This is a genomic window from Clostridioides difficile ATCC 9689 = DSM 1296 (assembly GCF_001077535.1).
Taxonomy (GTDB): Bacteria; Bacillota; Clostridia; order Peptostreptococcales; family Peptostreptococcaceae; genus Clostridioides; species Clostridioides difficile.
In genome coordinates this window covers 2,413,172-2,438,702 of record NZ_CP011968.1, presented here as the reverse complement: position 1 = coordinate 2,438,702, position 25,531 = coordinate 2,413,172, and the positions used below count along the sequence as shown (strand labels likewise).

Annotated in this window: 22 protein-coding genes and 3 pseudogenes; 12 read left to right on the top strand and 13 right to left on the bottom strand. The window is 28.3% G+C overall.

The features are described from left to right. From asrC to CDIF1296T_RS11760, 5 genes are all read left to right on the top strand, one after another. Entirely contained in the window at positions 1 to 972 is a 972-nt protein-coding gene (gene asrC, locus CDIF1296T_RS11780; protein ID WP_009897403.1) for a sulfite reductase subunit C, read from the top strand. Between the two features lie 56 nt (positions 973 to 1,028). Then, a complete protein-coding gene (locus tag CDIF1296T_RS11775) occupies positions 1,029 to 1,805 on the top strand; it encodes a formate/nitrite transporter family protein (protein WP_003433833.1) in 777 nt (258 codons plus the stop codon). A 270-nt stretch (positions 1,806 to 2,075) separates the two neighbouring features. Then, positions 2,076 to 4,094, top strand: a complete 2,019-nt coding sequence (locus CDIF1296T_RS11770; RefSeq protein WP_009897400.1) for an FUSC family protein — start codon at positions 2,076 to 2,078, stop codon at positions 4,092 to 4,094. A gap of 214 nt (positions 4,095 to 4,308) precedes the next feature. Then, positions 4,309 to 5,166, top strand: coding sequence for an alpha/beta hydrolase (locus tag CDIF1296T_RS11765; protein WP_009890403.1), 858 nt, complete (start codon positions 4,309 to 4,311; stop codon positions 5,164 to 5,166). A gap of 96 nt (positions 5,167 to 5,262) precedes the next feature. Further along, entirely contained in the window at positions 5,263 to 6,132 is an 870-nt protein-coding gene (locus CDIF1296T_RS11760; protein ID WP_003433836.1) for a radical SAM protein, read from the top strand. A gap of 370 nt (positions 6,133 to 6,502) precedes the next feature. Here CDIF1296T_RS11760 and CDIF1296T_RS11755 read toward each other — a convergent pair whose 3' ends face one another. From CDIF1296T_RS11755 to CDIF1296T_RS11710, 10 genes and pseudogenes are all read right to left on the bottom strand, one after another. Next, positions 6,503 to 7,135, bottom strand: a complete 633-nt coding sequence (locus CDIF1296T_RS11755; RefSeq protein ID WP_003433837.1) for a CatB-related O-acetyltransferase — start codon at positions 7,133 to 7,135, stop codon at positions 6,503 to 6,505. 74 nt (positions 7,136 to 7,209) lie between these two features. After that, positions 7,210 to 7,560 (bottom strand): annotated as a pseudogene (locus CDIF1296T_RS11750) (integrase DNA-binding domain-containing protein); the annotation flags it as partial. Between the two features lie 77 nt (positions 7,561 to 7,637). Next, positions 7,638 to 7,841: an excisionase gene (locus CDIF1296T_RS11745; RefSeq protein ID WP_009897396.1), complete on the bottom strand. Its 204-nt coding sequence runs from the start codon at positions 7,839 to 7,841 to the stop codon at positions 7,638 to 7,640. 389 nt (positions 7,842 to 8,230) lie between these two features. Continuing rightward, a complete protein-coding gene (locus CDIF1296T_RS11740) occupies positions 8,231 to 8,461 on the bottom strand; it encodes a helix-turn-helix domain-containing protein (protein ID WP_009897394.1) in 231 nt (76 codons plus the stop codon). Position 8,462: 1 nt separating this feature from the next. Continuing rightward, positions 8,463 to 8,816 carry an RNA polymerase sigma factor gene (locus tag CDIF1296T_RS11735; protein ID WP_231298874.1) on the bottom strand — a complete coding sequence of 118 codons (354 nt, stop codon included), beginning with the start codon at positions 8,814 to 8,816 and terminating at the stop codon, positions 8,463 to 8,465. A 413-nt stretch (positions 8,817 to 9,229) separates the two neighbouring features. After that, a complete protein-coding gene (locus tag CDIF1296T_RS11730; RefSeq protein ID WP_009897390.1) occupies positions 9,230 to 9,679 on the bottom strand; it encodes a GNAT family N-acetyltransferase in 450 nt (149 codons plus the stop codon). A 13-nt stretch (positions 9,680 to 9,692) separates the two neighbouring features. Continuing rightward, entirely contained in the window at positions 9,693 to 10,619 is a 927-nt protein-coding gene (locus CDIF1296T_RS11725; protein WP_009897388.1) for a hypothetical protein, read from the bottom strand. A 124-nt stretch (positions 10,620 to 10,743) separates the two neighbouring features. After that, positions 10,744 to 11,526 carry an aminoglycoside 6-adenylyltransferase gene (locus tag CDIF1296T_RS11720; RefSeq protein ID WP_009897386.1) on the bottom strand — a complete coding sequence of 261 codons (783 nt, stop codon included), beginning with the start codon at positions 11,524 to 11,526 and terminating at the stop codon, positions 10,744 to 10,746. A gap of 155 nt (positions 11,527 to 11,681) precedes the next feature. Next, the gene (locus tag CDIF1296T_RS11715) at positions 11,682 to 12,302 is read right to left on the bottom strand and encodes a Crp/Fnr family transcriptional regulator (RefSeq protein WP_009897384.1); all 621 of its coding nucleotides are present in this window, start codon (positions 12,300 to 12,302) and stop codon (positions 11,682 to 11,684) included. A 126-nt stretch (positions 12,303 to 12,428) separates the two neighbouring features. Beyond that, positions 12,429 to 13,097: pseudogene (locus CDIF1296T_RS11710) on the bottom strand (ATP-binding protein); the annotation flags it as partial. 61 nt (positions 13,098 to 13,158) lie between these two features. On the opposite strand from CDIF1296T_RS11710, the pseudogene CDIF1296T_RS11705 reads away from it, so the two are divergent. Next, positions 13,159 to 14,004 (top strand): annotated as a pseudogene (locus CDIF1296T_RS11705) (tyrosine-type recombinase/integrase); the annotation flags it as partial. Between the two features lie 671 nt (positions 14,005 to 14,675). Beyond that, positions 14,676 to 15,443, top strand: a complete 768-nt coding sequence (gene aroD / locus CDIF1296T_RS11695; RefSeq protein WP_009897376.1) for a type I 3-dehydroquinate dehydratase — start codon at positions 14,676 to 14,678, stop codon at positions 15,441 to 15,443. Between the two features lie 327 nt (positions 15,444 to 15,770). Here aroD and CDIF1296T_RS11690 read toward each other — a convergent pair whose 3' ends face one another. From CDIF1296T_RS11690 to CDIF1296T_RS11680, 3 genes are all read right to left on the bottom strand, one after another. Next, the gene (locus CDIF1296T_RS11690; RefSeq protein WP_003433851.1) at positions 15,771 to 16,448 is read right to left on the bottom strand and encodes a hypothetical protein; all 678 of its coding nucleotides are present in this window, start codon (positions 16,446 to 16,448) and stop codon (positions 15,771 to 15,773) included. Positions 16,449 to 16,597: 149 nt separating this feature from the next. After that, complete coding sequence (locus CDIF1296T_RS11685) at positions 16,598 to 16,915, bottom strand: helix-turn-helix domain-containing protein (RefSeq protein WP_009890395.1); 318 nt, start codon at positions 16,913 to 16,915, stop codon at positions 16,598 to 16,600. Positions 16,916 to 16,936: 21 nt separating this feature from the next. Then, positions 16,937 to 17,275 (bottom strand): helix-turn-helix domain-containing protein, encoded by a 339-nt coding sequence (locus CDIF1296T_RS11680; protein ID WP_003423377.1) that lies wholly within the window; start codon positions 17,273 to 17,275, stop codon positions 16,937 to 16,939. 686 nt (positions 17,276 to 17,961) lie between these two features. Here CDIF1296T_RS11680 and CDIF1296T_RS11675 point away from each other — a divergent pair. The 5 genes from CDIF1296T_RS11675 (at position 17,962) to hflX (ending at position 25,429) form a co-directional block, all read left to right on the top strand. Continuing rightward, positions 17,962 to 18,528: a beta-class carbonic anhydrase gene (locus CDIF1296T_RS11675; RefSeq protein ID WP_003423380.1), complete on the top strand. Its 567-nt coding sequence runs from the start codon at positions 17,962 to 17,964 to the stop codon at positions 18,526 to 18,528. Between the two features lie 304 nt (positions 18,529 to 18,832). Further along, positions 18,833 to 19,294: a MarR family winged helix-turn-helix transcriptional regulator gene (locus tag CDIF1296T_RS11665; RefSeq protein WP_003433857.1), complete on the top strand. Its 462-nt coding sequence runs from the start codon at positions 18,833 to 18,835 to the stop codon at positions 19,292 to 19,294. A gap of 67 nt (positions 19,295 to 19,361) precedes the next feature. Next, positions 19,362 to 21,608, top strand: coding sequence for an ABC transporter ATP-binding protein (locus tag CDIF1296T_RS11660; protein WP_003433859.1), 2,247 nt, complete (start codon positions 19,362 to 19,364; stop codon positions 21,606 to 21,608). Next, positions 21,601 to 23,433, top strand: coding sequence for an ABC transporter ATP-binding protein (locus tag CDIF1296T_RS11655; RefSeq protein ID WP_003433862.1), 1,833 nt, complete (start codon positions 21,601 to 21,603; stop codon positions 23,431 to 23,433). Before CDIF1296T_RS11660 ends, CDIF1296T_RS11655 begins: the two co-directional genes overlap by 8 nt. Positions 23,434 to 24,157: 724 nt before the next feature. Continuing rightward, on the top strand, positions 24,158 to 25,429 hold the full coding sequence (hflX, locus tag CDIF1296T_RS11650) for a GTPase HflX (RefSeq protein ID WP_009897369.1): 1,272 nt from the start codon (positions 24,158 to 24,160) through the stop codon (positions 25,427 to 25,429). Positions 25,430 to 25,531 lie beyond the last annotated feature (102 nt).

Genomic DNA, 25,531 nt, shown 5'->3' with positions numbered 1-25,531 from the left:
GTGATAAGAGATTTAAATACCAAAAAAGTAATGAAAAATGCTTATAGAATTACAAAAACAAAATATGAGACTTCTTTAAGAGTTAGAGTACCTGGTGGTCTTATTGACCCTGAAAGTTTAGCTATAGTTTCTAAAATTGCAAGTGAGTACGGCAATGGACAGGTGCACATAACTACAAGACAGGGGTTTGAAATATTAGGAATAAATATGGAAGATATGGAAGATATAAATAAAATTATACAACCTGTTATTGAAAAAATGAATATAAATCAAAGTGAGAAAAACGCAGGTTATCCAGCGGCAGGTACAAGAAATATAGCAGCTTGTATAGGAAATAAAGTCTGTCCAAAGGCTCAATATAATACAACTGAATTTGCTAAAAGAATAGAAAAAGCTATATTTCCAAATGATTTACATTTTAAAGTGGCTTTAACTGGTTGTCCAAATGATTGTATAAAAGCTAGAATGAATGACTTTGGAATTATTGGTATGGCTTTACCAATATATGAAAAGGATAGATGTGTAAATTGTGGAGCATGTGTAAAAAAATGTTCTAAGATATCTGTTGGAGCATTAAAAACAGAAAATAATAAGGTGGTAAGAGATAAAGATAAGTGTATAGGCTGTGGAGAGTGTGTACTAAATTGCCCAACAAATGCATGGACTAGAGATGAGAAAAAATACTATAGATTAGCTATAATGGGTAGAACAGGAAAGAAAAAACCTAGACTAGCAGAAGATTTTCTTTTATGGGTAGATGAGGACAGCATAATAAAGATAATACTTAATACTTATAGATATGTAGAAAAGTATATAGATAAAGATGCACCAGGAGGAAAAGAACATATAGGATATATAATTGATAGAACAGGATTTATGGAATTTAAAAAATGGGCACTTGAAGGTGTAGAGCTTCCAGAAATAACTAAAATGTACGAAAACATATACTGGAGTGGAATTAAATATCTATAAATTGAGTAAAACATATATTTGAATAAATTAAAATTTAATAGAAGGAAGAGGGAATTATGCATAAAGAAACTTTGGATAAATTAACTAATGCAGCTATAAATAAGATAAATTTATTAAACACAAGTAAAGTAAAATATTTGGTATCTTCTGCGTTTGCAGGACTTTATGTAGGTATAGGTATACTTTTGATATTTACTATTGGAGGACTTTTGACTGATGCAGGTTCACCTATGACTAAGATAGTAATGGGGTTATCATTTGCAATAGCACTAAGTTTGGTTATAATGACGGGAACAGAGTTATTTACTGGAAACAATATGGTTATGTCTGCTGGTATGTTAAATAAAGGTGTAAGTATAAAAGATACTTCTAAAATATGGGCATACAGTTGGGTAGGTAATTTAATCGGAGCTTTGGTTTTAGGCATTATATTTGTAGGAACTGGTCTAGTAGACAAAGGACCTGTAGCTGAATTTTTTGCAAATACAGCAGCTAGTAAAGCATCCATGCCATTTACAGCTCTTTTCTTTAGAGGGATTTTATGTAATATTCTAGTATGTGTATCAGTGTTGTGTTCGTTTAGAACTAATAGTGATACTGCAAAAATAATTATGATATTCTTATGTTTATTTGCTTTTATAACATCAGGCTTTGAGCATAGTGTAGCAAATATGACAATTTATAGTGTTTCATTATTTTCACCAACAATAAGTACAGTTACTATTGGAGGAGCTATTTATAATTTAGTAGCTGTAACACTTGGAAATATTGTTGGAGGAGCTTTATTTATGGGTCTTGGAACTTATATATTAGGTAAAGAAAAGCTTAATTAAATTTATTGTATAAATTATAACTCTCTTGATAAATGCATTTTTAGTATTATTGAGAGAGTTATTTTTATATTTTTGAAAAAATATTTGAAACAAAAAAAATATGGGAGCATACGAAAATATATCGGTTATATATATAAAAAATACGTTTATATATGAATTATATAGTTCTAAATATAAAAAAAGTTAAAGTCCTACCGTAAAAAAGCGCATTTTGAATAAGATAACAAATATGATAAAATTGGTCTTGTTGAAATTTTTAGGGGGGATATGATGACAAAGAAACTAGTAATATCAAAAACAAAGTTGTTTATTTTTATAATAGCATTTATTTCTATATTTATATATTTATTTGGAAGTAAAAATACACTTATAGGTGTAGGTATAGTAACAGCTATGCTAACACTCTTGGAAAGAGATTTAACTATTTCTCCAATTAAAAATTTACTGAAGTATTTAGCAATAAATATAATCTTAGGAATACTATCATTTTTTGCAGTACAAAATATGTATTTAGGAGTTTTATTAAATTTTATAGCATTATTTATAATAGGGTATGTATTTAGTTATGACTTAAAAAGAGCAGTATATGTACCTTTTGGTCTAATGTATATATTTATGGTAAGTATACCTGTAGGAAAAAGTGAATTTCCTATGAGATTGTCGGCTTTAGCTGTTGGAGCAGTTATAATAATGATTGCTCAATTTGTTATGAATAGAAATAGGATGAAAAATGTCGGAGATAAAGAACTGATATCTATATGTGATGAATTATTAGAAAAAATTAGTCTTTTAAAAAATACTATTAATGATGATAGTTCTATAATTAAATCTAGTATGAGAAAAATAGATAGCTGTAATTATAGAATAAATTCTATATCTAAAAATTTGAAAATGGTTATTTTTGATAATAGAAAAGATGACTTTTATATCAGTATTAGAGGTATAGACATAATGAATATTTTATTTTCATTAGAAAGAATAAGTTTAATCCTGGAAAGATACAAAAAGGATAGTAAAGAATTTGAAGATGAAGATATAAAAAATATTTTAGAAGAAAGTAGCATAAATAGTAAATCAGATGTTTTAGTTGTAGCAACGAAAGAAATAAACTATATTAAGATGTGTTTAGAAAATAAAGATACCATAACTGATAAAGAGATATTAGGATTTAGAGATTATGTTATTGCTCAGGATACTAAAAATATAAATTTAAAAGAAATTTATAGTGTTTTAGAAAATTTATATGAGTTTTTAGTAGATTATAAAAAAGTAAAATCAAGAGACGAAAAGAAAGCTGAAAGAAAATCAAAGATACCTCATGAATTTAAACGACTATCAATATATAAGAAAAACTTTAATTTAAATTCTATAAGATTTTCTTATGCAGTAAAGATTGCTTTAGCTACAGCTGTAGCGGGTTTTATTATGGATTATTTCCATTTAAGAGATGGAAGATGGATAATGTTAACTGTCTTTTCATTAACACAACCTTACGCAGAAAATTGTATACAAAGGTCTAGAAAAAGAATAGAAGGTACATTTATAGGAGCTGTAATATTTATTGTATTATTTTCAATAATAAAAGATAGTACATTAAGGTCGTTAATAGTTCTTTTAGCAGGGTATATAAACTCTTATGTGGTTGATTATAGAAAATTAATGGTATGTGTAACTGTTTCAGCTCTTGGTTCAGCAGTAGTTATGGGAGACCCAAATGTTTTAACCATAAGCAGGATTTCATATGTAGCATTAGGAGCAATTATTGCATTAATAGTAAATAAGTTTATATTACCATATGATGCTAAAACAGGCTATCAACATGTTATAGAAATGTATAAAGGAATAGTTAAAAATATAATTGATGAAGTCAATAAGTCTATAGAAAATGTAGCTGATGTTTACTATATAAAAAATTTATTATTGATACCATCACTTATTGAAGATAGACTTATGTTGATAAATGCTATATATAAAGATAAACATCAAGAGGATTTTTTAGAAAATCAGAAATTACTAATAAGTAATATGTATAATCTATATATAAATGTTAATAAAAATAAAATAAAAGATGAAGATGTTGAAAAAATATTGAGAGATACTAATTATATTTCAAATTACAATGTAGATAAGTATGATGAAGGAAGAAGTGTAATTTTAGAGAGTATTGTAAATACTAAAAGTCTAGGTGACAAGATAATATGTCTAAACTTACTGCAAACTCTAAATGGTGTCAAAGAAATGTATAGAATAAGTAATATAACTAAAGTTTCAATAAAAGAAGCAGCTTAGATATTAAATTATAGAATAGCCATATATTTAAAATAAAGTATATGGCTATTTGTTTTATAAAATACTAAAAGAAAATAATATATAAAAAACAAAAAACATATATTTATGAATTTTATATGAAAATAGTTAAAATATTGATTTTTTTCATTGGTTGAAAAAACAATTTACTTAGGATAAACTATAATAGTATTCAAATATTATGGGGGTTAGATTTATGAGTAAAGATGTAAAGGTAAAGCGTAATAAGAAATATGATACATTTAGTATAACTATGGAACTTGAGAGACCTTTACTTTATGATGAGGTTGAGAACAAAGATGATAAAAATAATAATAGAAAATTTAACATAAAGAATAAGATATTTAAGGGAATAGGTATACTATTTGTATTGATTTTGCTTGGCTTTTTCATATGGATAAATAAAACATATGAACCTCAAAAGCTGGCAAAAGAAGCTCTAGTCAGCAATAGTAAAGTTGAAGTAACTGTAAATGAAAACATTTCATTTACACCAAAAGGAAGAAAAGTTTCTAAAGGTTTAATTTTGTATCCAGGAGCTAAAGTAGAAATAGAATCTTATGCTCCACTTGCAAGAAAAATAGCAGAAAGTGGATATGAGGTTGTAATCGTAAAGATGCCACTTAATCTAGCTATACTTGGAACTAATAAGGCACAGAAAGTTATGGATTCTTACAACAACATAGAACATTGGGTAATAGGAGGTCATTCATTAGGAGGAGTTGCAGCATCAAATTTTGCACGTGATAATAAATTAATTGAAGGCGTTGTATTTTTAGCTTCTTATCCAATGGGTGATGAGTTGAAAGAATTAGGAAAAAAAGTTATATCTATATGGGGGAGCAAAGATGGAGTAGTCAATTTTAAAAGTCTTGTAGAATCAAAACAAAAACTTCCTGATGATACAACTTATGTTGAGATTGAAGGAGGAAATCATGCACAATTTGGAGATTATGGAAAACAAAAGGGAGATAATGATGCTATTATAAGTCAAGAAAAACAACTTAATATTACTGCCAATAGTATCATTAAATTTTTAAAGAATATATCTTAAACTAAAATTTAAAAAATATAATTTTATAAGTTATTATTTAAAGTAAATATTAATAATATAATAGAATGAATATTTTATTACAAGGGGGATTTTAATATGGAATACGATATGCCACTTTACAGACCACCAAGTGAGGCTTATAGTCTTATAATACAAGTCACACTAGGATGTTCTCATAACAAATGTACGTTTTGTAGTATGTACAAATCTAAAAAATTTAAAATAAAGCCACTAGAAGTAATAAAAAATGAAATTGATATATTTAGAAGATATTATAAGCATGTAGAAAGAATATTCTTAGCAGATGGAGATGCATTGATAATACCAATGGAGAAATTAAGAGATATTATTTTATATATAAAAGAAGTTTTTCCAGAGTGTGAAAGAATTACTATGTACGGCTCTCCTAAATCTATAGAGAAAAAATCTGATGATGAACTTAAAGAATTAAGAAAACTTGGTGTTAAAATGATTTATCTAGGGCTTGAAAGTGGAAGCAATGAAGTATTAGAAGATATTAAGAAAGGTTTTAGTAGTGAACAATTAATAAAAGTTGGTAGAAAAGTTAAAAAAAGTGGGATTAAATTATCAGCCACTGTAATAGCAGGTCTTGGAGGAACTAAAAAAACACATCAGCATGCAGTTGATACAGGAAAAATGTTAGGAGCAATTTCACCAGATTATGTGGGTGTACTTAGTTTAATGGTAGAACCTAATACTGAACTTTACGATTTACTTAAGGCAGGAGAGTTTACAATACTAGAGGATAAGGCTGTGTTACAAGAAATTAAAGAGATGATAAAGAATATAGATGCTAATGAAAAAATTGTATTTAGAAGTAATCATGCATCAAATTATGCTAATTTAAAAGGTGTATTACCTGATGATAAACAACGTTTAATTGATGAAATTGATTACTATCTAAGTAACCAAAAGCTAAAAAGAGAAGAATATAGAAGACTATAGTTTTTGATATATCAATCTATATTGATAGGTAAATACTAAGATTATTTAGATACAAAAAATCATGCTACATTAATAGTTGCTTACTATTGATGTAGCATGATTTTTTTATTAAAAAACAAAATGGTATATTCATATATAATATATCAATAATAATGAAAATGTGAACTAGTTTAATAGAATTTTACCTATTATAATAAAAACAGGAATTTAAATAATAAAAAGTAAAGTAACTTTTTATTAAGTAACTTTACTTTTTATTTTATTTAATGTTGTATTAAATTTATATATATTAAAATAATATACAAATTTTGAAAAAGCTCTTATAAAATGATTATTAAAGTAAAGTTTAATATAAATAAATTATAAAATATTAAACTAATTTATCAATATTTCCTGATTGAATATGCTTAATGTTTGATTGAATTTTTTTATATGGCCAATCCCACCATTTAATTTCTAATAATTTTGAAATTGTATCATTATTAAATCTCTTTTTTATAATTTTTGCAGGTACTCCTCCAACAATAGAATACGGTGGGACGTCATTAGTAACTACTGCTCTTGTTCCAATAATTGCACCATCACCAATATTTACACCTGACATAATTATAGAATCATAACCTATCCACACATCATTTCCAATTATAATGTTACCCTTATTGTCCCAAGCGTCCGTTATATGGTTGATATCGAGTTTCCATTCTTCATAAAAGATGGGAAAAGTATATGTGGATTTTGATTTCATTGAGTGATTTCCACTAGTCATTAGAAATTTTGCATTACATGCTATTGAGCAAAACTTACCAATTATTAATTTATCATTGTTTATAGGGTAATGATACAATACATTGTTTTTCTCAAAATCTCTTGGGTCATTATAAAAGTCATTATATATTGTGTAATCTCCAACTTCTATATTTTCCCTTGTTATTACATTTTTAAGATATACAGTTTGATAATCATTACTTCTTGGATATACCTTATTTGAACTTGGAATAGTCATATTTAAATCTCTCCTTTAATATATATTATGTTTTTGACTATTCCACTACTACAATACATCTCTTCACAGAATCACTCCTTGTTAAGAATCTTCATAAGATAATGGCGTCCTTTTTTAGTGTTAAGTCGGATATTCTTTCTTAGTACATTCTTTTTAGCGTATAACTGACAAACTGTCATTTTCTTACCAATAGTGTCAATGCTATCATCAAGGTCATTTTGTATTGCTTTTTCCTTATCCCTTAATGATATATCATCACGTTTTCCCTTTGGGGGTTTATCAGTAGGTACAAGTTTCCAAGAGTAAACAAATTGTGGTTTACCAAATGAATATACATACTTATATGCGTATCTTCCATCTTTTCTCTGGCTCTCTCCAGTTCTTAAAATTCTATCTTTATTATCTCGTCTTTTTTCAGTTGACATGATAAGAAGCTCCTCTCAATAACCGAATTGAGCTTGATACGTCATATGAATATTATAACATATAAGGCTCAATTTCATTAGATAACGTCAAGTGTATCAACGATTTTCTCAAATTGTTTTCTCTTTATTTGAATGCGATTGCTATTCATAATGACCCAGCCAGAATCAAGGTTTTCATCAGCAAGTTTACGTAATTTTTTCTCTCCAATACGAAAGTATTTTGACGCTTCTTCAATCGTCAAGGTATATTTTTCCCAAATAGGTACATCAGTATTGTTCATAGAATGTATCACTCCTTTCTATGTTCGTAGTTCAGAAGTAGATAGATGGCTTTGGTAAGCTCCATTGGTATTTCAACCAATCCCATTCTTATGGGCAGAACCGTGTCATACAGGTGTATCATTATACTGTGGTACAGGTTACGGCAAAACAACCGTTCCAAAGGTTATTCACAAATCACTATATAGTAGCTCTCTTGATTAAGGTCATGGCGTATAGTATTTGTTGGCTATCTGTATCACAAACGTATCTATCTACTTTATTCAGTTGTCAAAGAACAGTCGGCATTGATTTGCCTATAAAAAATCACAATAGCTTGTGGGCTTTTATAGACAAATAATTAGTGATTCTCCATGTACCAAATAGCTTGATACATGGAGAGAGGGCGAGATTAAGACAAATTAAATCTCAAAATAGCAGTGATTAGTTTTGTTCCTAGCATTCGCTTTGTTTCTTCTTCTACATGAATATAGGGATTTCCGTATTCATCAAATAAAGTTTTCTGTGAAAGACGAATGATATAGTGTTCAAAATGTTTAAGTATTCCGTTTATTGCATTTACATCGCCATGTACAGCAAGTAAAATAATTGTAAAAGGTAATACTTCTTTAGTAGGTTTCATTTCAATGTTCCTCCATGAGTTCTTTCAACTCTTTTAGTGCATTTGTTTTGTGATAATGTATGGTATTTTCTGCTAAATCCATCAATGTTGCTATGTCAGCATTTGTCATGTTGAGAAAGAATGAAAGTAGAATTATATCTTGTTTTCTTTTTGTAAGTTTTCCGATTGCTTGTGCCATTAATACATCTTCAATTCGTATGTTGTAGTCGTAAGAAACCATACAGATGTAGTTAGAATCATAATCATCTAAAATACTCAATTTACTTAATTCTGCAAGTGACAAAGATTCGAGAGATACCAAATAATCATTTCTGCGTTTATTTTCGTCATAAATATCTCTAGCATAGTTACGCAAAACTGTTTTACAGAAACTGTCGAATTGATGTTCAATTGTCTTTTCATCAACCATAAGATTTCACCCTCTTTCCATCGCAAGGAGTTAAATAACCTTGCTTACTCCTATCACGGTGGGAGGGAATTAAATCTTCGATAAATTTCAAAAAAAAGAGAAAAAAATACACACTCTGCCTATAGGGCAAAAATGTGTATTCTTTAAAACGTATTTAATTTATATTGGTTGTAAGCCACCACCATATTGATGTATGGAAATATGCATTGGCTAGCTTTTCATAAAAATACAAAGATGCATAAGAAATTAATAGAGGGGAAAAACTTATTCTGTTATTAAAAAGTAGGTTAATTCTAATAAATGCTATTGCGGTCGAATTAAACTATATACATGGCAATCAATCATGTTTCTATTCTTTATTATGAATTGTGACAGTATTCTTCAATCTTAAAACCACATTTTTCCAATACTTTACTTGACCCTCTATTGTAGGAATATACATTAGCATGAATTTTGTTAAGGTTGTATTTTTCAAAGGCAATTTTGCATATTTCTTTTATTGCATTTGTTGCTATCCCTTTGCCCCAATAGTTCCTAGCAAGCCAGTAACCTAATTCAGCATTTTTATTAATAGAGGTATCTTCTTCAAATGTTAGGCTGATACTTCCAATAGCCCTTTCTTGATAAAAAATAGCATAGCTAAGTTGTTTAACATCTGGAGTTGCCAAACAAAAACTAATAAAATCTCTAGCGTTTTGCTCCCTATAAGGGTGGGGGAAGTTGTCACGAAGATTGTTTGCAATTTCTTTATCATTCGCAAACTCAACTAACTCGGTAATATAAGCATAATTCCACTCTATAAGTTCCATTTTTCTTCTCCTTTTATGAAACAGCTACAAGAAATCTTTCTAAGCCAATACCACTTATCAAACAGCGTTCTTTTTTATTTCCAAGCATTTGATAAGTCCAGTCAACAAATCCACCGTCAGCTATTTCAACGGTTTCATTTCCTTGTTTGACCGATATTTTGAAATTGATACCTTTATAATAATTATTATCAACATCATCATTATGAATTGATAACTCTATATTAGGAAAAATAAGTTTGATAGTTTCAACCATTCTGTCGAAAAATCCGTCATTATCTTTGTATCCGTTTCTTTTGCGTAGAATAATAGAGAAACGAACATTTTCTATTTCACTTAATATATCTTTATAATAGTTTAAGTGCTTTTCTAACAACATTTTTTCACAAGTGTAAGACCCTGTATCTATACCAGATGAAACCATACAATATAAGCCAAAATGTGAATATAAACCTTTACCTACAAAATTTTGTGCTCTTATTACCCTAGCAGTAGTAGCCATGTGGATAGGTATGGTATTATTTTCTTCTTTTCTTTTTAATTTATCAGCAATAATTATTGCCAACATATTTGAGGGGTCTGCAAGTGTTTCTGTCCCTCGTAGAGCACTTACTACGTTATATTGATCTACGGAGCCAAAAACGCTACAGCTACCTAATGGGGCAGAGGGAGAAAGCATAATCGTCTTGATATCCATATTGAATGCTTTTCTCAATAAATTTGATTCCAAAGCATGAATTTCTTCTGGATCTATACCGCTAGGGATAGTAAATCTATTTAGTTGGTATGACTTTAGAATATCAGTTGCAGTTAAAGTATTTGCTTGTCTATCAAACACTTCTAATAGAAGTGAGTTCAAATCTGATTTTGATAGAGCTGATAACTTATCAACTATATTCTTATCCCCAATTTTATTTGTAATTCTACTTAAAATATCACTCATAGTTATCCTCCATACTGTTACTTTCAAAATAATTATAGAATTGTTACAACAACTAATCTAGGTCATTTGACCAAAAATGAAAAAACACTGAATATTTACTATTCAATATTTTTTTACTTTGGGTTTATTTGATTAAATCTTGAAAATACTGTAATGCAACCCTTTCAGCTTCAACCTTTCGGACAATAGGACTTTGTGATAATTCCTCTCTTAACTCAAGATACAGGTTGATAGTAGCCTGCAATGCATTAACACAGCTTTTATATTCATGGTTAGCAACCGTCTTTTCTAATGCTTCAATATATTGGGGTGCGTCCAATTCAATTTTTCTAACTCCACGAGGTAATTTACCTAAGAGAAGTTGTATTAATGGGGCAAGTACTGATTGTCTTAAAAAAGATAAAAAATCAATTGTTTCAAATAGTTCTCTACGTCCAATCTTAGTGCAAGCGTAATGAACCCAAATCCAAAATCTATCTTCAATCCACTGTAAGTCTGGAGTTGGGAAGTATGCTTCTTTTTTAGAATAAATTTCTGTTATGCAGTTGTTTTCTTCATAGAGAATAGCTGAATCTTCAACCCTATCTAGTAAACCATCTAAGGTTGTAAACTTAAAATCAACATGAAGAACAGGGGAATCATAGAGGGAAATTATCAATCGAGGTTCTCCAACATGTTCGCCAGTAAAAGCAGAAACTAATGTTCCAAACTGTTCCACAATAAGTAATCTCTCTTCGATAACTTCTTCATAGGATTTATCATCTGCTACAATCAGAAAATCCAAATCAGAATATTCATCTAACGATTTTGTGATATAAGAACCGCTAATTGCAAGTCCTATTATCCTACTATCTCTTTTTGAAAATTCTAATACGTTTTGTATCATTTTCTGTTGTGTTTTAGTCATAATATAACACCTCTCACTGTCTTTTATTAGCTATCAATCCAACATAATTATGCATAGGAGTATTATATAATGAAGAAATAAAAAAAAATAGGTCACTTGACCCGAAATAAAAAAGCATTGAATAATTATTATTCAATACTTTTTTGAAATTATACTTATGTTGTAGGAAGATTCTTTAATACCTCTCGCTGATTAATTACACTAAATCTTTTGTTTTCATAAGCAATTAGATGTTCTTGTACACATTCATTTATAGCACGATTAATGCTTCTAATTGGAGCGTTTACTTCGCTAGCAAGCTGTTTTTTGGTAAGCAGATTTAATTCACTTCTATAATAGTGTAAGGATATACACCTCAGAAGTCGTTCTTTAACACTTAAAGATGATAATTCTTCAATTAATTCAGCATTTACAACTAATTTACTAGATATTTCTCGAATCAGAAATTTTGTAGCTTCAAAATCTCCCCTTAACCAGTTTAAAAAATCATCTCTATGAAGTTTATATACATTACAATCTGTGAAAGCGACAATTTCAACGGGTTTTTTCCCATCATTAAATTGTTCCATTTCTCCAAAAAAACTACCACTTCTATAAAGATGAATCGTTGAGATGTTTCCTTTCACATTTAAGATGAATGCTTCTGCAATACCGTCAATCATAAGAATTACATATTCATTTTCTTGCTCAGCAAAAAGAATAGTCTCTTTCTTTTTATACGTTTTTTTAACAAGCTTCTTTTTAATATCTTCATTCATAAAATCAATTAAATGCATATTCATCCCTCCTTACCAAATCTTTGATTAAATTATATCATCTTTCAATTAGTTAGGTAAGATAGTAAAAATATATTTACATAGAAACTATTCCATTATTATTTTCCAGTTGTCATTTTTCTGCAAAAACTTATCACTGTCACGACTGGAGATACCAGTAAGAAATGTTAGGATATCAATCGCTAAACTTTCAGAATCCTTTTTACGGCTCAAAATGACGTAATGGTCAAGCAATCCTTTGTTTTCATCATCACTGGTTAAATTGACAATGTTTATCTCATGGGCTATTTCTGGTAGCGTTTCTTTCCATTTGCCGCGTTTTGCTTTAGGGTCAACTATGACCGCCTATCCGCCGAATAGTACCGCATAGTAAACAAGCATATTGTTACTGAATAATTTACCACCACCCAATGAACCGATAAACGCAGACGCTAACGCATTGGTAATAGAACCCTTTACCCCTTGACTAGCAAGGGCAGGTTTTAGATAGACATTCTTTCCAGTGTCCAGATTGTAGCTAACATAGATATCCTCATGTTCGCCAAGGGTTTGTGTCGCTCCAAAACCAAGTCCAGCCAAAAAATCCGAAGTGACATATTGAATATAATCATTGATGTAACGTTTGCTGACAGGAATAAATTCGCCATGCAATCCCAACATATCCCCAAAGGGATGCACGAGCTTGATTGATAAGTCGTCGTAAAAGTCTTTGACTTCATCACAATGCCTTTTTAGCTCGTCAAGATCCTTTGTAGATACACGGACAACATAGCTAAGTTTATACATAGATTCTTTACAGTTAAAAGTCTGTTTTTAAAAAAATGTATAAATTATAAATCAAAATATAGATACTATCAATGACCCACTAGGTGCAAAAAGCATTGATATGGTTAAATTATCAGACGCTAAAAGCTGGGCTATCCGAATGAGTGAAGATGGGTGTGCTTATAAATCCATTGGCAATTATAAGCGCTCACTGAAAGCGTCGTTTTTCATGGCAATTCAAGACGACTGTATTAGAAAGAATCCATTTAATTTTCAGTTAAGTGATGTTTTGGAAGATACAACAGAACCAAAAATCGCTCTAACACCAGAACAGGAAATGGGCTTATTATCCTTTATGGAGAGCGATAAGACTTATTGTAAATATTATGATGATGTTGTTATCCTCTTAGAAACAGGACTACGCATTTCTGAATTATGCGGTTTGACTTTAGAATTGGATATGAAAAATAAAGCCATTATGGTAGACCATCAATTGTTGAGTGATACTAAGATTGGCTATTATGTAGAAGTTCCAAAGACCACACAGGGTAAGCGAGAAATTCCAATGACTGAAAGAGCTTATCAATCATTTGAACGTATCGTTGAACGGCGTAAGAACGCTAAAGCAGAACCAATCATTGTTGATGGTTACCAGAACTTCCTATTTCTTAAACAAGATGGATTACCAAAACAAGCAACTCATTATCAAAGCATGTTAAGAGCGTTAGTCAAGAAGTATAACAAGACCCATGAGGACAAGCTACCAAAGATTACGCCATATATCTTTATGCATACACTCTGTACAAATATGGCTAACAAAGGAATGAGTCCTAATATATTGCAATATATTATGGGGCATAAAAACATTACTATGACGCTTGGCTATTATGCACATGGTTCATTTAGTTCTGCGAGAGCTGAAATGGAACGGTTATAAGCCTAGTAGTATGACTAGAGTTTACTACTTATTTACTACTTTTGATGGCATTCTTATACGGTTAAATGCCAACTTATGCAAAGTATCTTCCAAAAAGAAAATGTCGATACTCCTTGTAGATACAGGATATATCGACATTTACCAACTTATGAAAAGATAATCAAATTTAATATAAGTTTTTCAAATAAAAAGATACTAAATTCTTTTTCGAGAATCTATATAACATTACTTAAGCTTGGTTGGGGTATAAACAATTGAGTAGCTACTTTTGTATGGTGTTCAACTTTAGTCAAAACTCTTAAATAATGCAAATGATTTAGATTCATTAATATTCAATCTCTTCATAAGTAGTGAAATTCGAGTTATTTCTGCATAATTATACTATGATTTATAGATTAATTCTATTAGCATCCAGAATAATATTGTTTATATGAATAAAATTTAAAGAATATTATGAAAATTATAGGATGTTAAAATAAATTTAGGTAAAAAAGAAGTGTTTGTATATTATAGAGTACCTTTTCTAAAATATGTGGGATTGTTTTAAGAATTAGAATAAAAATTATTTTTAAATTAGTATTTTTATAATGTATAGTATTTTTAATGTATAATTAAATTGTGCAGAAAATAGAATTTAAAGTCCTATAGAATTTCTGATTATGGAGGAGAATATGAAAAGAAAAGTTCAAGTAAAAAATATTACTATTGGAGAAGGTAGACCTAAAATTTGTGTACCAATTATTGGGAAAAATAAAAAAGATATTATAAAAGAGGCTAAAGAGTTAAAAGATGCATGTTTGGATATTATAGAGTGGCGAGTTGATTTTTTTGAGAATGTAGAAAATATTAAAGAAGTTAAGGAAGTTCTCTATGAATTAAGAAGTTATATACATGATATCCCTTTATTATTCACATTTAGAAGTGTAGTAGAAGGGGGAGAAAAATTAATATCAAGAGATTATTATACTACTTTGAATAAAGAAATTTCTAATACAGGTTTAGTAGATTTAATAGATGTAGAGTTATTTATGGGAGATGAGGTCATAGATGAAGTAGTTAATTTTGCTCATAAAAAAGAAGTGAAAGTAATTATATCTAATCATGATTTTAATAAAACTCCAAAAAAAGAAGAGATTGTATCTCGTTTATGTAGAATGCAGGAATTGGGCGCAGATTTACCCAAAATAGCTGTTATGCCGCAAAATGAAAAAGATGTGTTAGTGCTACTTGAAGCTACAAATGAAATGTTTAAAATTTATGCAGATAGACCAATAATAACAATGTCAATGTCAGGAATGGGTGTTATAAGTAGATTGTGTGGTGAAATATTTGGTTCTGCATTGACTTTTGGAGCTGCAAAAAGTGTTTCAGCACCAGGGCAAATATCATTTAAAGAGTTAAATTCAGTACTTAATCTATTACATAAGAGTATTAATTAAATTAATTATATAGAAATATTAGACGGTATTTTTGAAGATATAAATTAAATATAAAAAACTTTTCAGATAGTAAAATTTAAATTGGGCAATTATATCTGAAAAGCAACTATTTAGTGTGTATTTTGAAAGTGATATAGAAAATCTTATAAATCAACTATGGCATATTTAAAATATGCCATTAAAACCTACTAGACATTAGATTATAGATGGTATACTAGCATTTCTATTATTTATAGATAGTAAGTTTTCATAATAACTGTTTTATCTAAAGTAGAAGATATATTTGTATTATGTATATTTGTCATTATTTTTTTGTAATTATGTATATTAATGGTTATATATGTAATATAATATTATCACTCTATTTTTTGTATATTGTACATTACAACATTTATATCTATCATCATCAATTACAGTAGAATGTATGGGATACTTATTTTCACTTAACCAATATTTTTGCATATTCTTTGTCCAAGACTTTGGAAACTTCAATACTTTCTTGTTTATTATAACATCCTCATCTTCAAAAATATTAACTTCTCTTTCTATTTTTATTTTTCTGTTGTATATCTTATTGATAGATTCTTTGTCGAGTTTTATGTCTCTATACATATCAGGGCAATAGCAACAAACATAATTTCTTTTTTTTCGACGTTTAAATTTCACAACTTTCTCTATGCTAATTTCTAATTTTTTTGTACCATCTTTTATAAATTTAATATCTTCTATGTTCTCGCTTGAAAAAATTTCTGTCAATCTTAAAGTATCTACAGTTTCTCTAATTATTTGCTTTTTATAAGAAGAGAATCCATATCCAAAAGAAAGGTTTAATTTATTAGGGATGTAGCCATTTTTATATTTAAACATCTTAATTTTTTCCAATTCAGCATTATCTTTAAATTTCAACTTTTCATACCTAAAAGTTACTTTGCTAAAAAGAGTATATTCTACATCAATATATTCTTTTGCAATCTTAAATTTATCGCTACCTTCAATCACAATCATAGCCTATCTCCAATCGTTTTATATTAAAATAAGGCCATAGAACATGGTCTAATAGTACTCATTAGCACTATAAGACAATGTTAACACAAAAAGACAAAAAAAGGTTATTTATTTCAAATAACCTTTTTTTTTATATAAAATATAAAGAATTATATTTTATTCTTTTTTATGATGTCTATAATCTGTGATATCAGATTTAGTTCTCTTGAATTTAAGTCTTTTAACTCTTCATTTATATCATTTTCTAAATATGTTTTTCCAGTGGAAGTAATATCTTTTATAAGAACATCTGCAGAAATATTTAATATATTTACAAATTTTATGAATGTTTTAAGACTTGGATTCTTTTTACCACTTTCGATTTGAGTTATATACCAAGGCGATACTCCAACCATATTTGCAAATTCTTTTGAAGTTAAATTTGCTTTTTTCCGTTCTTCTTTAAGTCTTTTACCTATATAATTCATTATTGTTACTATTTCCCTCACTTATATTTCTTTGTATTTAATGATGCACTTTATTAACTCTAGCATTGCAATTTGTTCTTTTTCAGTTAATTTATTAATCATTTCATAACATTCTAAAGGTACAGAGTTATCAACGCCTTCTGTTGTAATAATATTTGCAAATAACAATTCAAGTGGTATGTCTAAAGCAGTAGCAATTTTCATTATAATATTGATAGATGTATTTGTCTCAGCTCTTTCAATCTGACCAATATATGTTGGATGTAAACCTGCCTTTTCTGCTAGAAACTCTTGACTATATCCCAATTTTGTTCTATAGACTTTTATTCTATCTCCTATTATTTTTCCTATATTTGCCAATTATTATCCCTCCACTTTAGATTATATTCATAGTTTAAGTTGTTTTATATAGACTATTTATACTTTTTTAGTCTAAATATAGACTATATATGTTTTTATACTGAAATAAGTGCTATTTATTTTTGTATAGTCTGTATCTACAATAAACAAATATGGATAAATCATATTTTTAATTAGAGAAATATTTTCATAATTTCATAGCCATACTACAATAATAAAACGAATTAATAATATGTTAATTATAGCATTTTTTATTGTAATTACATATTAGATATGTAGAATATATTTTGAAAATTAAAAAAATTTTCTATTTTATATATTGAACAATTTATGTAAATAGAAAATTTTTCAATAAGACTTTTGAGTTTAATCATTATATTGGTAAGGTAAACATTTTTAAATCTAATTATATATAGGTGAAATAAAAAATTAATTATAAGTAAGGCATTTAGAATAAAATTTTAAAAAAATTATAATTAAAAAAATAATGAAAATATATAATATTAGTTTAGATTATAAAAAATAAATATACAAATACTTATAAATACAAGTTATATACAAGATTTATAGTAGAGTAATAATCTTATAAAATAATTTAATAAATATAAATTAAATTATATGTGTATATATTGTACTTTAATAGTGATATAATAATAAAAAAATTTTTAAAGAGGGTGATATTACATATGAGAAAACTTGAAGAGATATTAGAATATAATAAATCATTTGTAGAGAACAAAGAATATGAACAATATGTGACATCAAAACATCCAAATAAAAAAATAGTAGTCTTATCTTGTATGGATACAAGATTAACTGAGCTTTTGCCTAAGGCTATGAATTTGAAAAATGGAGATGTGAAACTAATAAAAAATGCAGGAGCTACTATAATGCATCCTTTTGGAAGTATTATGAGAAGTGTTTTAGTTGCAATTTACGAATTTGATGTAGATGAGGTTATGGTTGTAGGGCATCATGGATGTGGTATGTGTAATGTTGATACGGATAAGTTACTTGGTAAAATTTTAGATAGAGGAATATCTAATGATGTAATACTTACACTTCGTAGTGCTGGAATTGATACAAAACAATGGTTACATGGATTCGATTCTGCAGAAGAATCTGTAAAAGATAGTATTGATTTAATAAAAGGGCATCCTTTAATTCCAGATGGTATTATTGTACATGGTCTAATTATATCACCTGAAACTGGGAAGTTAGATGTTGTTGTAAATGGATATGAAGATAAGTAGAGTATCATAATGTTATATAATCAAGATACTGTTGAATATGATGTTGTTTCAAAATTTATTTTGGGACAACTTTTTTATTTAAAAATATATGAAAAGGTTTATTTTAAGCTTTACAATAAAAAATATAAGTAGCTGACTAATTAAAAATCTTACTATTATTTATTAAAATTATAACTATATGATATAAAAATATTTAATAAATGAAATTTATATGAATTTTTTATAAATATATTGAAAAAATGCATGCAGTATAGTAAAATAATACTTAGCTGACTAAGTAATATAAAAAATAAGGAGGGCAAGTATGAATAGCAATTCTGAAGAAAAATTAAATGATGTTTTCTTGCAATTAATGCGAATATATTTTATAAGAACTCATTTTTATTTTGATAAATTAGGCTTATATCATGGTCAACCCCAAATACTTTTTTCTTTAAAGATGAAAGATGGGCAAAGTCAAAAAGAATTAGCAGATAAAAGGAAAGTAAAAGCATCTACAACTACAGTTATGATAAAGAGGATGGAAAAAGCTGGACTTGTGGAAAGAAAACAAGATGAAAAGGACCAAAGAGTATCTAGGATTTTTTTGACAGACAAAGGTTTAGAAATATGTAATAAAGTTGAAGAATTTAACAAGGAATTGGAAAGAGAGTTTTTTTTAGGATTTAGTGAAGAAGAAAAAATAGTACTTAGAAGACTTCTAATGCAAGTACGAGATAATTTAAAAGCAGGATGTCATAAGCATGAAGATGAAAAATATTTTTAAAGTTTAAAATAATGTTTTTCAATTTAATGTTATTAGACTAATTAATATTACAGAAGGGAAGAAATGTATGTTTAAATTAATTAAATATTTAAAGAAATCGGCATTATCAATAGTAATAATAGTCTGTCTATTGGTAATTCAAGCGGTATGTGACCTTTCTTTACCAGAATACACATCCAATATAGTAAATGTAGGTATACAACAAGGTGGAGTAGAAAACTCTGTTCCATCTGTGATTAGAGAGAGTGAATTAAATAAAATTACTTTATTTATGGATAAAAGTAGTAAGGATAAAGTACTAGATAATTATACTTTGCTGAATAAAAAGGATTATGTTAAGTATAAAGATAAGTACCCAGGTCTAAAAGATGAATCTCTTTATGAGTTAAATACTAAAGACAAAGACACTATAGATGATTTAAATGTTATTTTTGGTAAAGCTATTTTAATAGTATCAGGGCTTGAGGGCGATAGTAAAGAGGTAAAAGCTATGAAAGCTCAGTTAATGAGTAAACTTCCACCACAAGCTACTCAAAGTGGAGATGTTGATATATTTAAATTGTTATCAGCAATGCCAAAGGAACAGTTAGATACATTGACTAAAGAGATGAGCAAAGGCTTTGAAAGTATGCCAGAGAGTATGATAACACAAAGCTCTGTTTCATATGTAAGGTCAGAATATGAGAAAATAGGTATTGATACAGAAAAAACTCAAAATAATTATATATTATTTACTGGTGCTAAAATGCTTGGTATAGCAATGATTAGTATGGTAGCTACAATAACAGTAGGATTTTTAGCAGCAAGAGTAGCCGCAAGTGTAGGTAGAAATTTAAGAAGTGGAGTATTTAGAAAAGTTATGTCATTTTCAAATACTGAAATGAATGAATTTTCTACAGCTTCATTAATTACTCGTAGTACAAATGATATTCAACAGATACAAATGTTGATGGTTATGTTGCTTAGAATAGTATTCTATGCACCTATAATGGCTATAGGTGGAGTGATAAAGGTTTTAAACACAAATACTTCAATGGCCTGGATTATAGCAGTAGCAGTAGTTGCTATCTTATCATTAATTGTAGTGTTATTCTCAGTGGTTATGCCTAAGTTTAAACTGGTTCAAAAGCTTGTTGATAAGTTAAACTTAGTAAGCCGTGAAATAATTACTGGTATTCCAGTTATCAGAGCTTTTAGTACTGAAAAACATGAAGAAGAAAGATTTGATAAAGCAAATAAAAATTTAACTAAAACAAATCTTTTTGTAAATAGAGTTATGACATGTATGATGCCTGCTATGATGCTTATAATGAACCTTATCACAGTTCTTATAGTTTGGAGAGGTGCATACAGTGTTGATTCTGGAGCAATGCAAGTTGGAGATATGATGGCATTTATACAATATACAATGCAAATAATAATGTCATTCTTAATGATATCAATGGTATCTATTATGCTTCCAAGAGCATCCGTTTCAGCTACACGTATAGATGAAGTATTAGTGTCAGATATAAGCATAAAAGACCCAGAAAAATCAGAGGCACAAGAGTTTAAGGAAGATAAAAAGGGTCTTGTTGAATTTAAAAATGTTTCGTTCATGTATCCAGACGCAGAAGAACCTATATTAACAAATATATCTTTTACAGCAAAGCCAGGAGAAACAACTGCCTTTATAGGAAGTACTGGTAGTGGTAAGTCAACTCTTATAAATTTAATTCCTCGTTTCTTTGATGTTACTGAAGGAGAAATATTACTTGGTGGAGTTAATATAAAAAATGTTTCTCAACATGATTTAAGGGAAAAAATTGGATATGTACCTCAAAAGGGAGTATTGTTTTCTGGTACTATAGAATCCAACTTAAAATATGGTAGAAAAGACGCAACAGATGAAGAAATGAGAACAGCAGCTGAAATAGCTCAAGCTACAGAATTTATAGATTCTAAACCGGAAGCTTTTAAAACTGAAATTTCTCAAGGTGGAACAAATGTATCTGGAGGTCAAAAACAAAGACTTTCTATTGCAAGAGCAATAGCAAAAAATCCAGAAGTTTATATATTTGATGATAGTTTTTCAGCACTTGACTTAAAAACTGATGCAGCTCTTCGTAAGGCTTTAAAATCAAAAACTGCTGAAAGTACAGTTCTAATAGTTGCACAAAGAATTAGTACTATCTTAAATGCAGAACAGATAATTGTTTTAAATGAGGGAGAAATAGTTGGAATAGGAACACATAAAGAGCTTCTAAAAAATTGCGAAGTTTATGAGCAAATAGCTTTATCACAACTTTCAAAGGAGGAGCTAGCTAATGAGTAGAATGGGAAGAGGTCCTATGGGAAAATCTATGGGAGCAGGACAAAAAGCAAATGACTTTAAAGGGACTATGCGAAAACTAATTGCATATTTATCTAAATTTAAAATATCAATAATTCTAGTAATTGTATTTGCTATTGGTAGTGCGTCGTTTTCTATAGTAGGTCCAAAAATTTTAGGAAAGGCAACTACAAAGATATTTGAAGGGTTAGTGAGTAAAGTTTCTGGAGGAAACGTAGGTATAGATTTTAATGCAATTGGAAAAATCTTAACCTTTTTACTTTTCCTTTATTTGATAAGTGCACTGTTCTCTTTTATACAAGGATTTATAATGAGTGGAATTTCTCAAAAAGTATCCTATAATTTAAGAAAAGAGATTTCAGCAAAATTGGATAGATTGCCAATGAAGTATTTTGATACTAAGACACATGGTGAAATATTATCGAGAATTACGAATGATATAGATACTTTAAATCAAAGTTTAAATCAAAGTATGACACAGCTTATAACATCAGTAACAACTATGATAGGTGTTTTGATAATGATGTTATCTATAAGTGGAATTATGACATTAGTGGCAGTTTTAATATTACCAATATCAATGTTTGTAATTTCAAGAATAATAAAGAAATCACAAAAATACTTTAGATATCAACAAGAATATTTAGGAAATGTAAATGGTCAAGTTGAAGAAACTTACAGTGGCCAAACAATAGTAAAAGCATTTAATCGTGAAGATGAAGTAATTGAGGAGTTTGATAAATTAAATGATAGCCTGTATAATTCAGCGTGGAAATCTCAATTTTTATCAGGTATAATGCAACCACTTATGATGTTTATTGGAAACTTGGGATATGTAATGGTATCAATCTTAGGAGGTTGGCTTGCAATTAAGAAAACAATTGAGGTTGGTGACATACAGTCATTTATACAATATGTAAGAAACTTTACACAGCCAATGACTCAGATTGCACAGGTTGCCAATTTATTGCAATCAACAGCAGCAGCTTCTGAAAGAGTATTTGAGTTTTTAGAAGAGGAAGAAGAAGTCCAAATTGTTGAAAATGCAGTTTCAATAGATGGTTTAGAAGGTAAAATTGATTTTGAAAATGTCAACTTTGGATATAACCCAAACAAGACTATAATAAATGATTTCTCAGTAAATGTTAAACCTGGTCAAAAAGTTGCTATTGTTGGACCTACAGGAGCAGGTAAAACTACAATAGTTAAACTGTTAATGAGATTTTATGATGTTAATAGCGGTTCAATACTGATTGATGGTCATAATATTAAAGATTTTAATCGTAGTGAGCTTAGAGAAATGTTTGGTATGGTTCTTCAAGATACATGGTTATTTAGTGGTTCAATTATGGAAAATATAAGATATGGTAAGTTGAATGCTACAGATGAAGAAGTTATAGAGGCTGCTAAATCTGCACATGTTCATAGATTTATTAAGACATTACCAGATGGATATAAGATGAAATTAAATGAAGAAGCAAGTAATGTTTCTCAAGGTCAAAAACAATTATTGACTATAGCTCGTGCTATTTTAGCTGATCCTAAAATTTTAATATTAGATGAAGCTACAAGTTCTGTCGATACTAGAACAGAAGTATTGATTCAAAAAGCTATGGATAATCTTATGGAAGGTAGAACAAGTTTTGTTATAGCCCACAGATTATCAACTATACGTGATGCTGATATGATTCTTGTAATGAATGAAGGAGATATAGTTGAACAAGGAAATCATGAGGAACTTCTAAAGAAAGGCGGATTCTATGCCAATCTTTACAATTCTCAATTTGAAGAAGATGAAGCAATGTAACAAAAAACTATCTTAGCATAGACATGTAATTAATAAGATAAAATAAATGAGGGTGCCTTAAAATGAACTTTTTAATTCATAAGGCACTCTTTTGTGTATGAAATAAAATGTATTTTTATCATTTTAACAATGAAAAAGAGGATTCTCTATATTTTGAGATAGCCACATAATTTTATGTCTTTACAAAGTGTTTATTTTATTATAATATGTAGTAAGGAAAATGTTGGAGGTGATTATCAAAATGTATATTTAATTTTATTCTTTAAATTTTATTATAAATAGAATTTAATTTTAATAGTTGATGATTATATTGAAGTATATGTTTTTATTACTTTTATTAATCATGCAAATAACTACTTAAATTTAAGAATAGGGTTAAATATAAAATGATAATTACATATAAGTTAATTAAACTAATGTATTTTTAATATATATTTAGAATTTTAATCCTTCTTATGATATAAGTAGCTTGTTTTGTATTACTTAGATTTGTAAGGAGTTTTTTTATTGAAAAAACTGCATAATATATTTGGGAGGAGGTGTAAGAAAGTGATTTTTTATATAAGATTGAGAAAATAATGCACGATTATGGTTATTATAATAGTAAATAAGAAGTGTCATTTAAGGATAAGATAAAAAGCAAAATTCTTGATGAATTTAATTATAGAGCCATAATCTCGTGCTATAGATTAAATAAAAAATAGCAGATAAGGAGAATATGGATATGGCGAAAAAAGGAATAACAGTAGGATTAAACATAAATAATAAATCTGAGGACTTTAATGAACTAATGATTGAACTTGAAAACTTATGTTCAGCATGTGATATTGATGTTGTAGGGAGTATAACTCAAAATGCAAAGCAGGTTAATAGAGCATTTTACATTGGGACAGGTAAAGTTGAGGAAATATTAAACTTAATAAAGAAAGAAAATATAGAGATAGTTATATTTTACAATGAACTTTCTACATCACAACTAAAAAATCTTGAAGAAAAGCTTAATTGTGAAATTATAGATAGAACGGCATTGATACTTGATATATTTGCACAAAGGGCAAAAACTAGAGAAGCTAAACTTCAAGTAGAAGTAGCAAGTTTAAAATATATGTTACCAAGACTTATAGGTTCAAATGAAAATTTAGGACGTCAAAGTGGTGGAGTTGGTACTAAAAATAGAGGTTCTGGTGAGAAAAAATTAGAACTTGACCGTAGAAGAATAGAAGAAAAGATAACATCTTTAAATAGGGAGTTGGATGATTTAAAATTCCAAAGAGAAACTCAAAGAAGTATGAGAAGAAAATCAAATCTTCCAAATGTAGCTCTAGTCGGGTATACAAATGCTGGTAAATCTTCAATAATGAATAAACTAGTAGATATATTTAAAAACTCTGAAGAAAAGAAAGTGTTTGAGAAAAACATGTTATTTGCTACACTTGAAACTTCTGTCAGAAATATAGTTCTTGCAAATAACAAAGAATTTTTATTATCTGATACTGTTGGTTTTGTAAGTAATCTACCACATGACTTAGTAAAAGCATTTAGGTCAACATTAGAAGAAGCATGTGAGGCAGACGTACTGTTACATGTTATTGATATTTCAAATCCAAGCTATAAAAGTCATATTAAAGTGACAGAAGATACTTTAAAACAAATAGGTGCAGATGGTATACCTATGATACATGTGTATAATAAAATTGATTTAATAGATGTAGAAGTATTGGATAGAATTTTAGATAGTATCGATAAAGAAGGTATATTTGTTTCAGTTAAAAAAGATATAAATATAGATAAAATGATAAAATGTATTTGTGATAGCATATTTAAAGATTATGTAAGATGTAAGTTCTTAATTCCATATGATAAAGGTCATGTAGTTTCTTATTTTAACGAAAATACGAGCATTATAAATACAGAATACAGAGAAGATGGAGCTATTTTAGATGTAGAATGTAGCAATATAGAATATAATAAGTATAAAAAGTATGCTTTAGAGTAAATTTTGAAAAACTTATTATAGCCTAAAATATATTTAATTTATAATTTATTATAAATTGATTGTAAATATGATTTTATGAAACGGTATAGCCATAATGCTATG

Excerpts from the sequence above, each read along its gene's own strand:
- CDIF1296T_RS11775 (WP_003433833.1), top strand. The coding sequence starts at position 1,029 with ATGCATAAAGAAACTTTGGATAAATTAACTAATGCAGCTATAAATAAG.
- CDIF1296T_RS11770 (WP_009897400.1), top strand. The coding sequence starts at position 2,076 with ATGACAAAGAAACTAGTAATATCAAAAACAAAGTTGTTTATTTTTATA.
- CDIF1296T_RS11765 (WP_009890403.1), top strand. The coding sequence starts at position 4,309 with ATGAGTAAAGATGTAAAGGTAAAGCGTAATAAGAAATATGATACATTT.
- CDIF1296T_RS11760 (WP_003433836.1), top strand. The coding sequence starts at position 5,263 with ATGGAATACGATATGCCACTTTACAGACCACCAAGTGAGGCTTATAGT.
- CDIF1296T_RS11755 (WP_003433837.1), bottom strand. The coding sequence starts at position 7,135 with ATGACTATTCCAAGTTCAAATAAGGTATATCCAAGAAGTAATGATTAT.
- CDIF1296T_RS11745 (WP_009897396.1), bottom strand. The coding sequence starts at position 7,841 with ATGAACAATACTGATGTACCTATTTGGGAAAAATATACCTTGACGATT.
- CDIF1296T_RS11740 (WP_009897394.1), bottom strand. The coding sequence starts at position 8,461 with ATGAAACCTACTAAAGAAGTATTACCTTTTACAATTATTTTACTTGCT.
- CDIF1296T_RS11730 (WP_009897390.1), bottom strand. The coding sequence starts at position 9,679 with ATGGAACTTATAGAGTGGAATTATGCTTATATTACCGAGTTAGTTGAG.
- CDIF1296T_RS11725 (WP_009897388.1), bottom strand. The coding sequence starts at position 10,619 with ATGAGTGATATTTTAAGTAGAATTACAAATAAAATTGGGGATAAGAAT.
- CDIF1296T_RS11720 (WP_009897386.1), bottom strand. The coding sequence starts at position 11,526 with ATGACTAAAACACAACAGAAAATGATACAAAACGTATTAGAATTTTCA.
- CDIF1296T_RS11715 (WP_009897384.1), bottom strand. The coding sequence starts at position 12,302 with ATGCATTTAATTGATTTTATGAATGAAGATATTAAAAAGAAGCTTGTT.
- aroD (WP_009897376.1), top strand. The coding sequence starts at position 14,676 with ATGAAAAGAAAAGTTCAAGTAAAAAATATTACTATTGGAGAAGGTAGA.
- CDIF1296T_RS11690 (WP_003433851.1), bottom strand. The coding sequence starts at position 16,448 with ATGATTGTGATTGAAGGTAGCGATAAATTTAAGATTGCAAAAGAATAT.
- CDIF1296T_RS11685 (WP_009890395.1), bottom strand. The coding sequence starts at position 16,915 with ATGAATTATATAGGTAAAAGACTTAAAGAAGAACGGAAAAAAGCAAAT.
- CDIF1296T_RS11675 (WP_003423380.1), top strand. The coding sequence starts at position 17,962 with ATGAGAAAACTTGAAGAGATATTAGAATATAATAAATCATTTGTAGAG.
- CDIF1296T_RS11665 (WP_003433857.1), top strand. The coding sequence starts at position 18,833 with ATGAATAGCAATTCTGAAGAAAAATTAAATGATGTTTTCTTGCAATTA.
- CDIF1296T_RS11660 (WP_003433859.1), top strand. The coding sequence starts at position 19,362 with ATGTTTAAATTAATTAAATATTTAAAGAAATCGGCATTATCAATAGTA.
- CDIF1296T_RS11655 (WP_003433862.1), top strand. The coding sequence starts at position 21,601 with ATGAGTAGAATGGGAAGAGGTCCTATGGGAAAATCTATGGGAGCAGGA.
- hflX (WP_009897369.1), top strand. The coding sequence starts at position 24,158 with ATGGCGAAAAAAGGAATAACAGTAGGATTAAACATAAATAATAAATCT.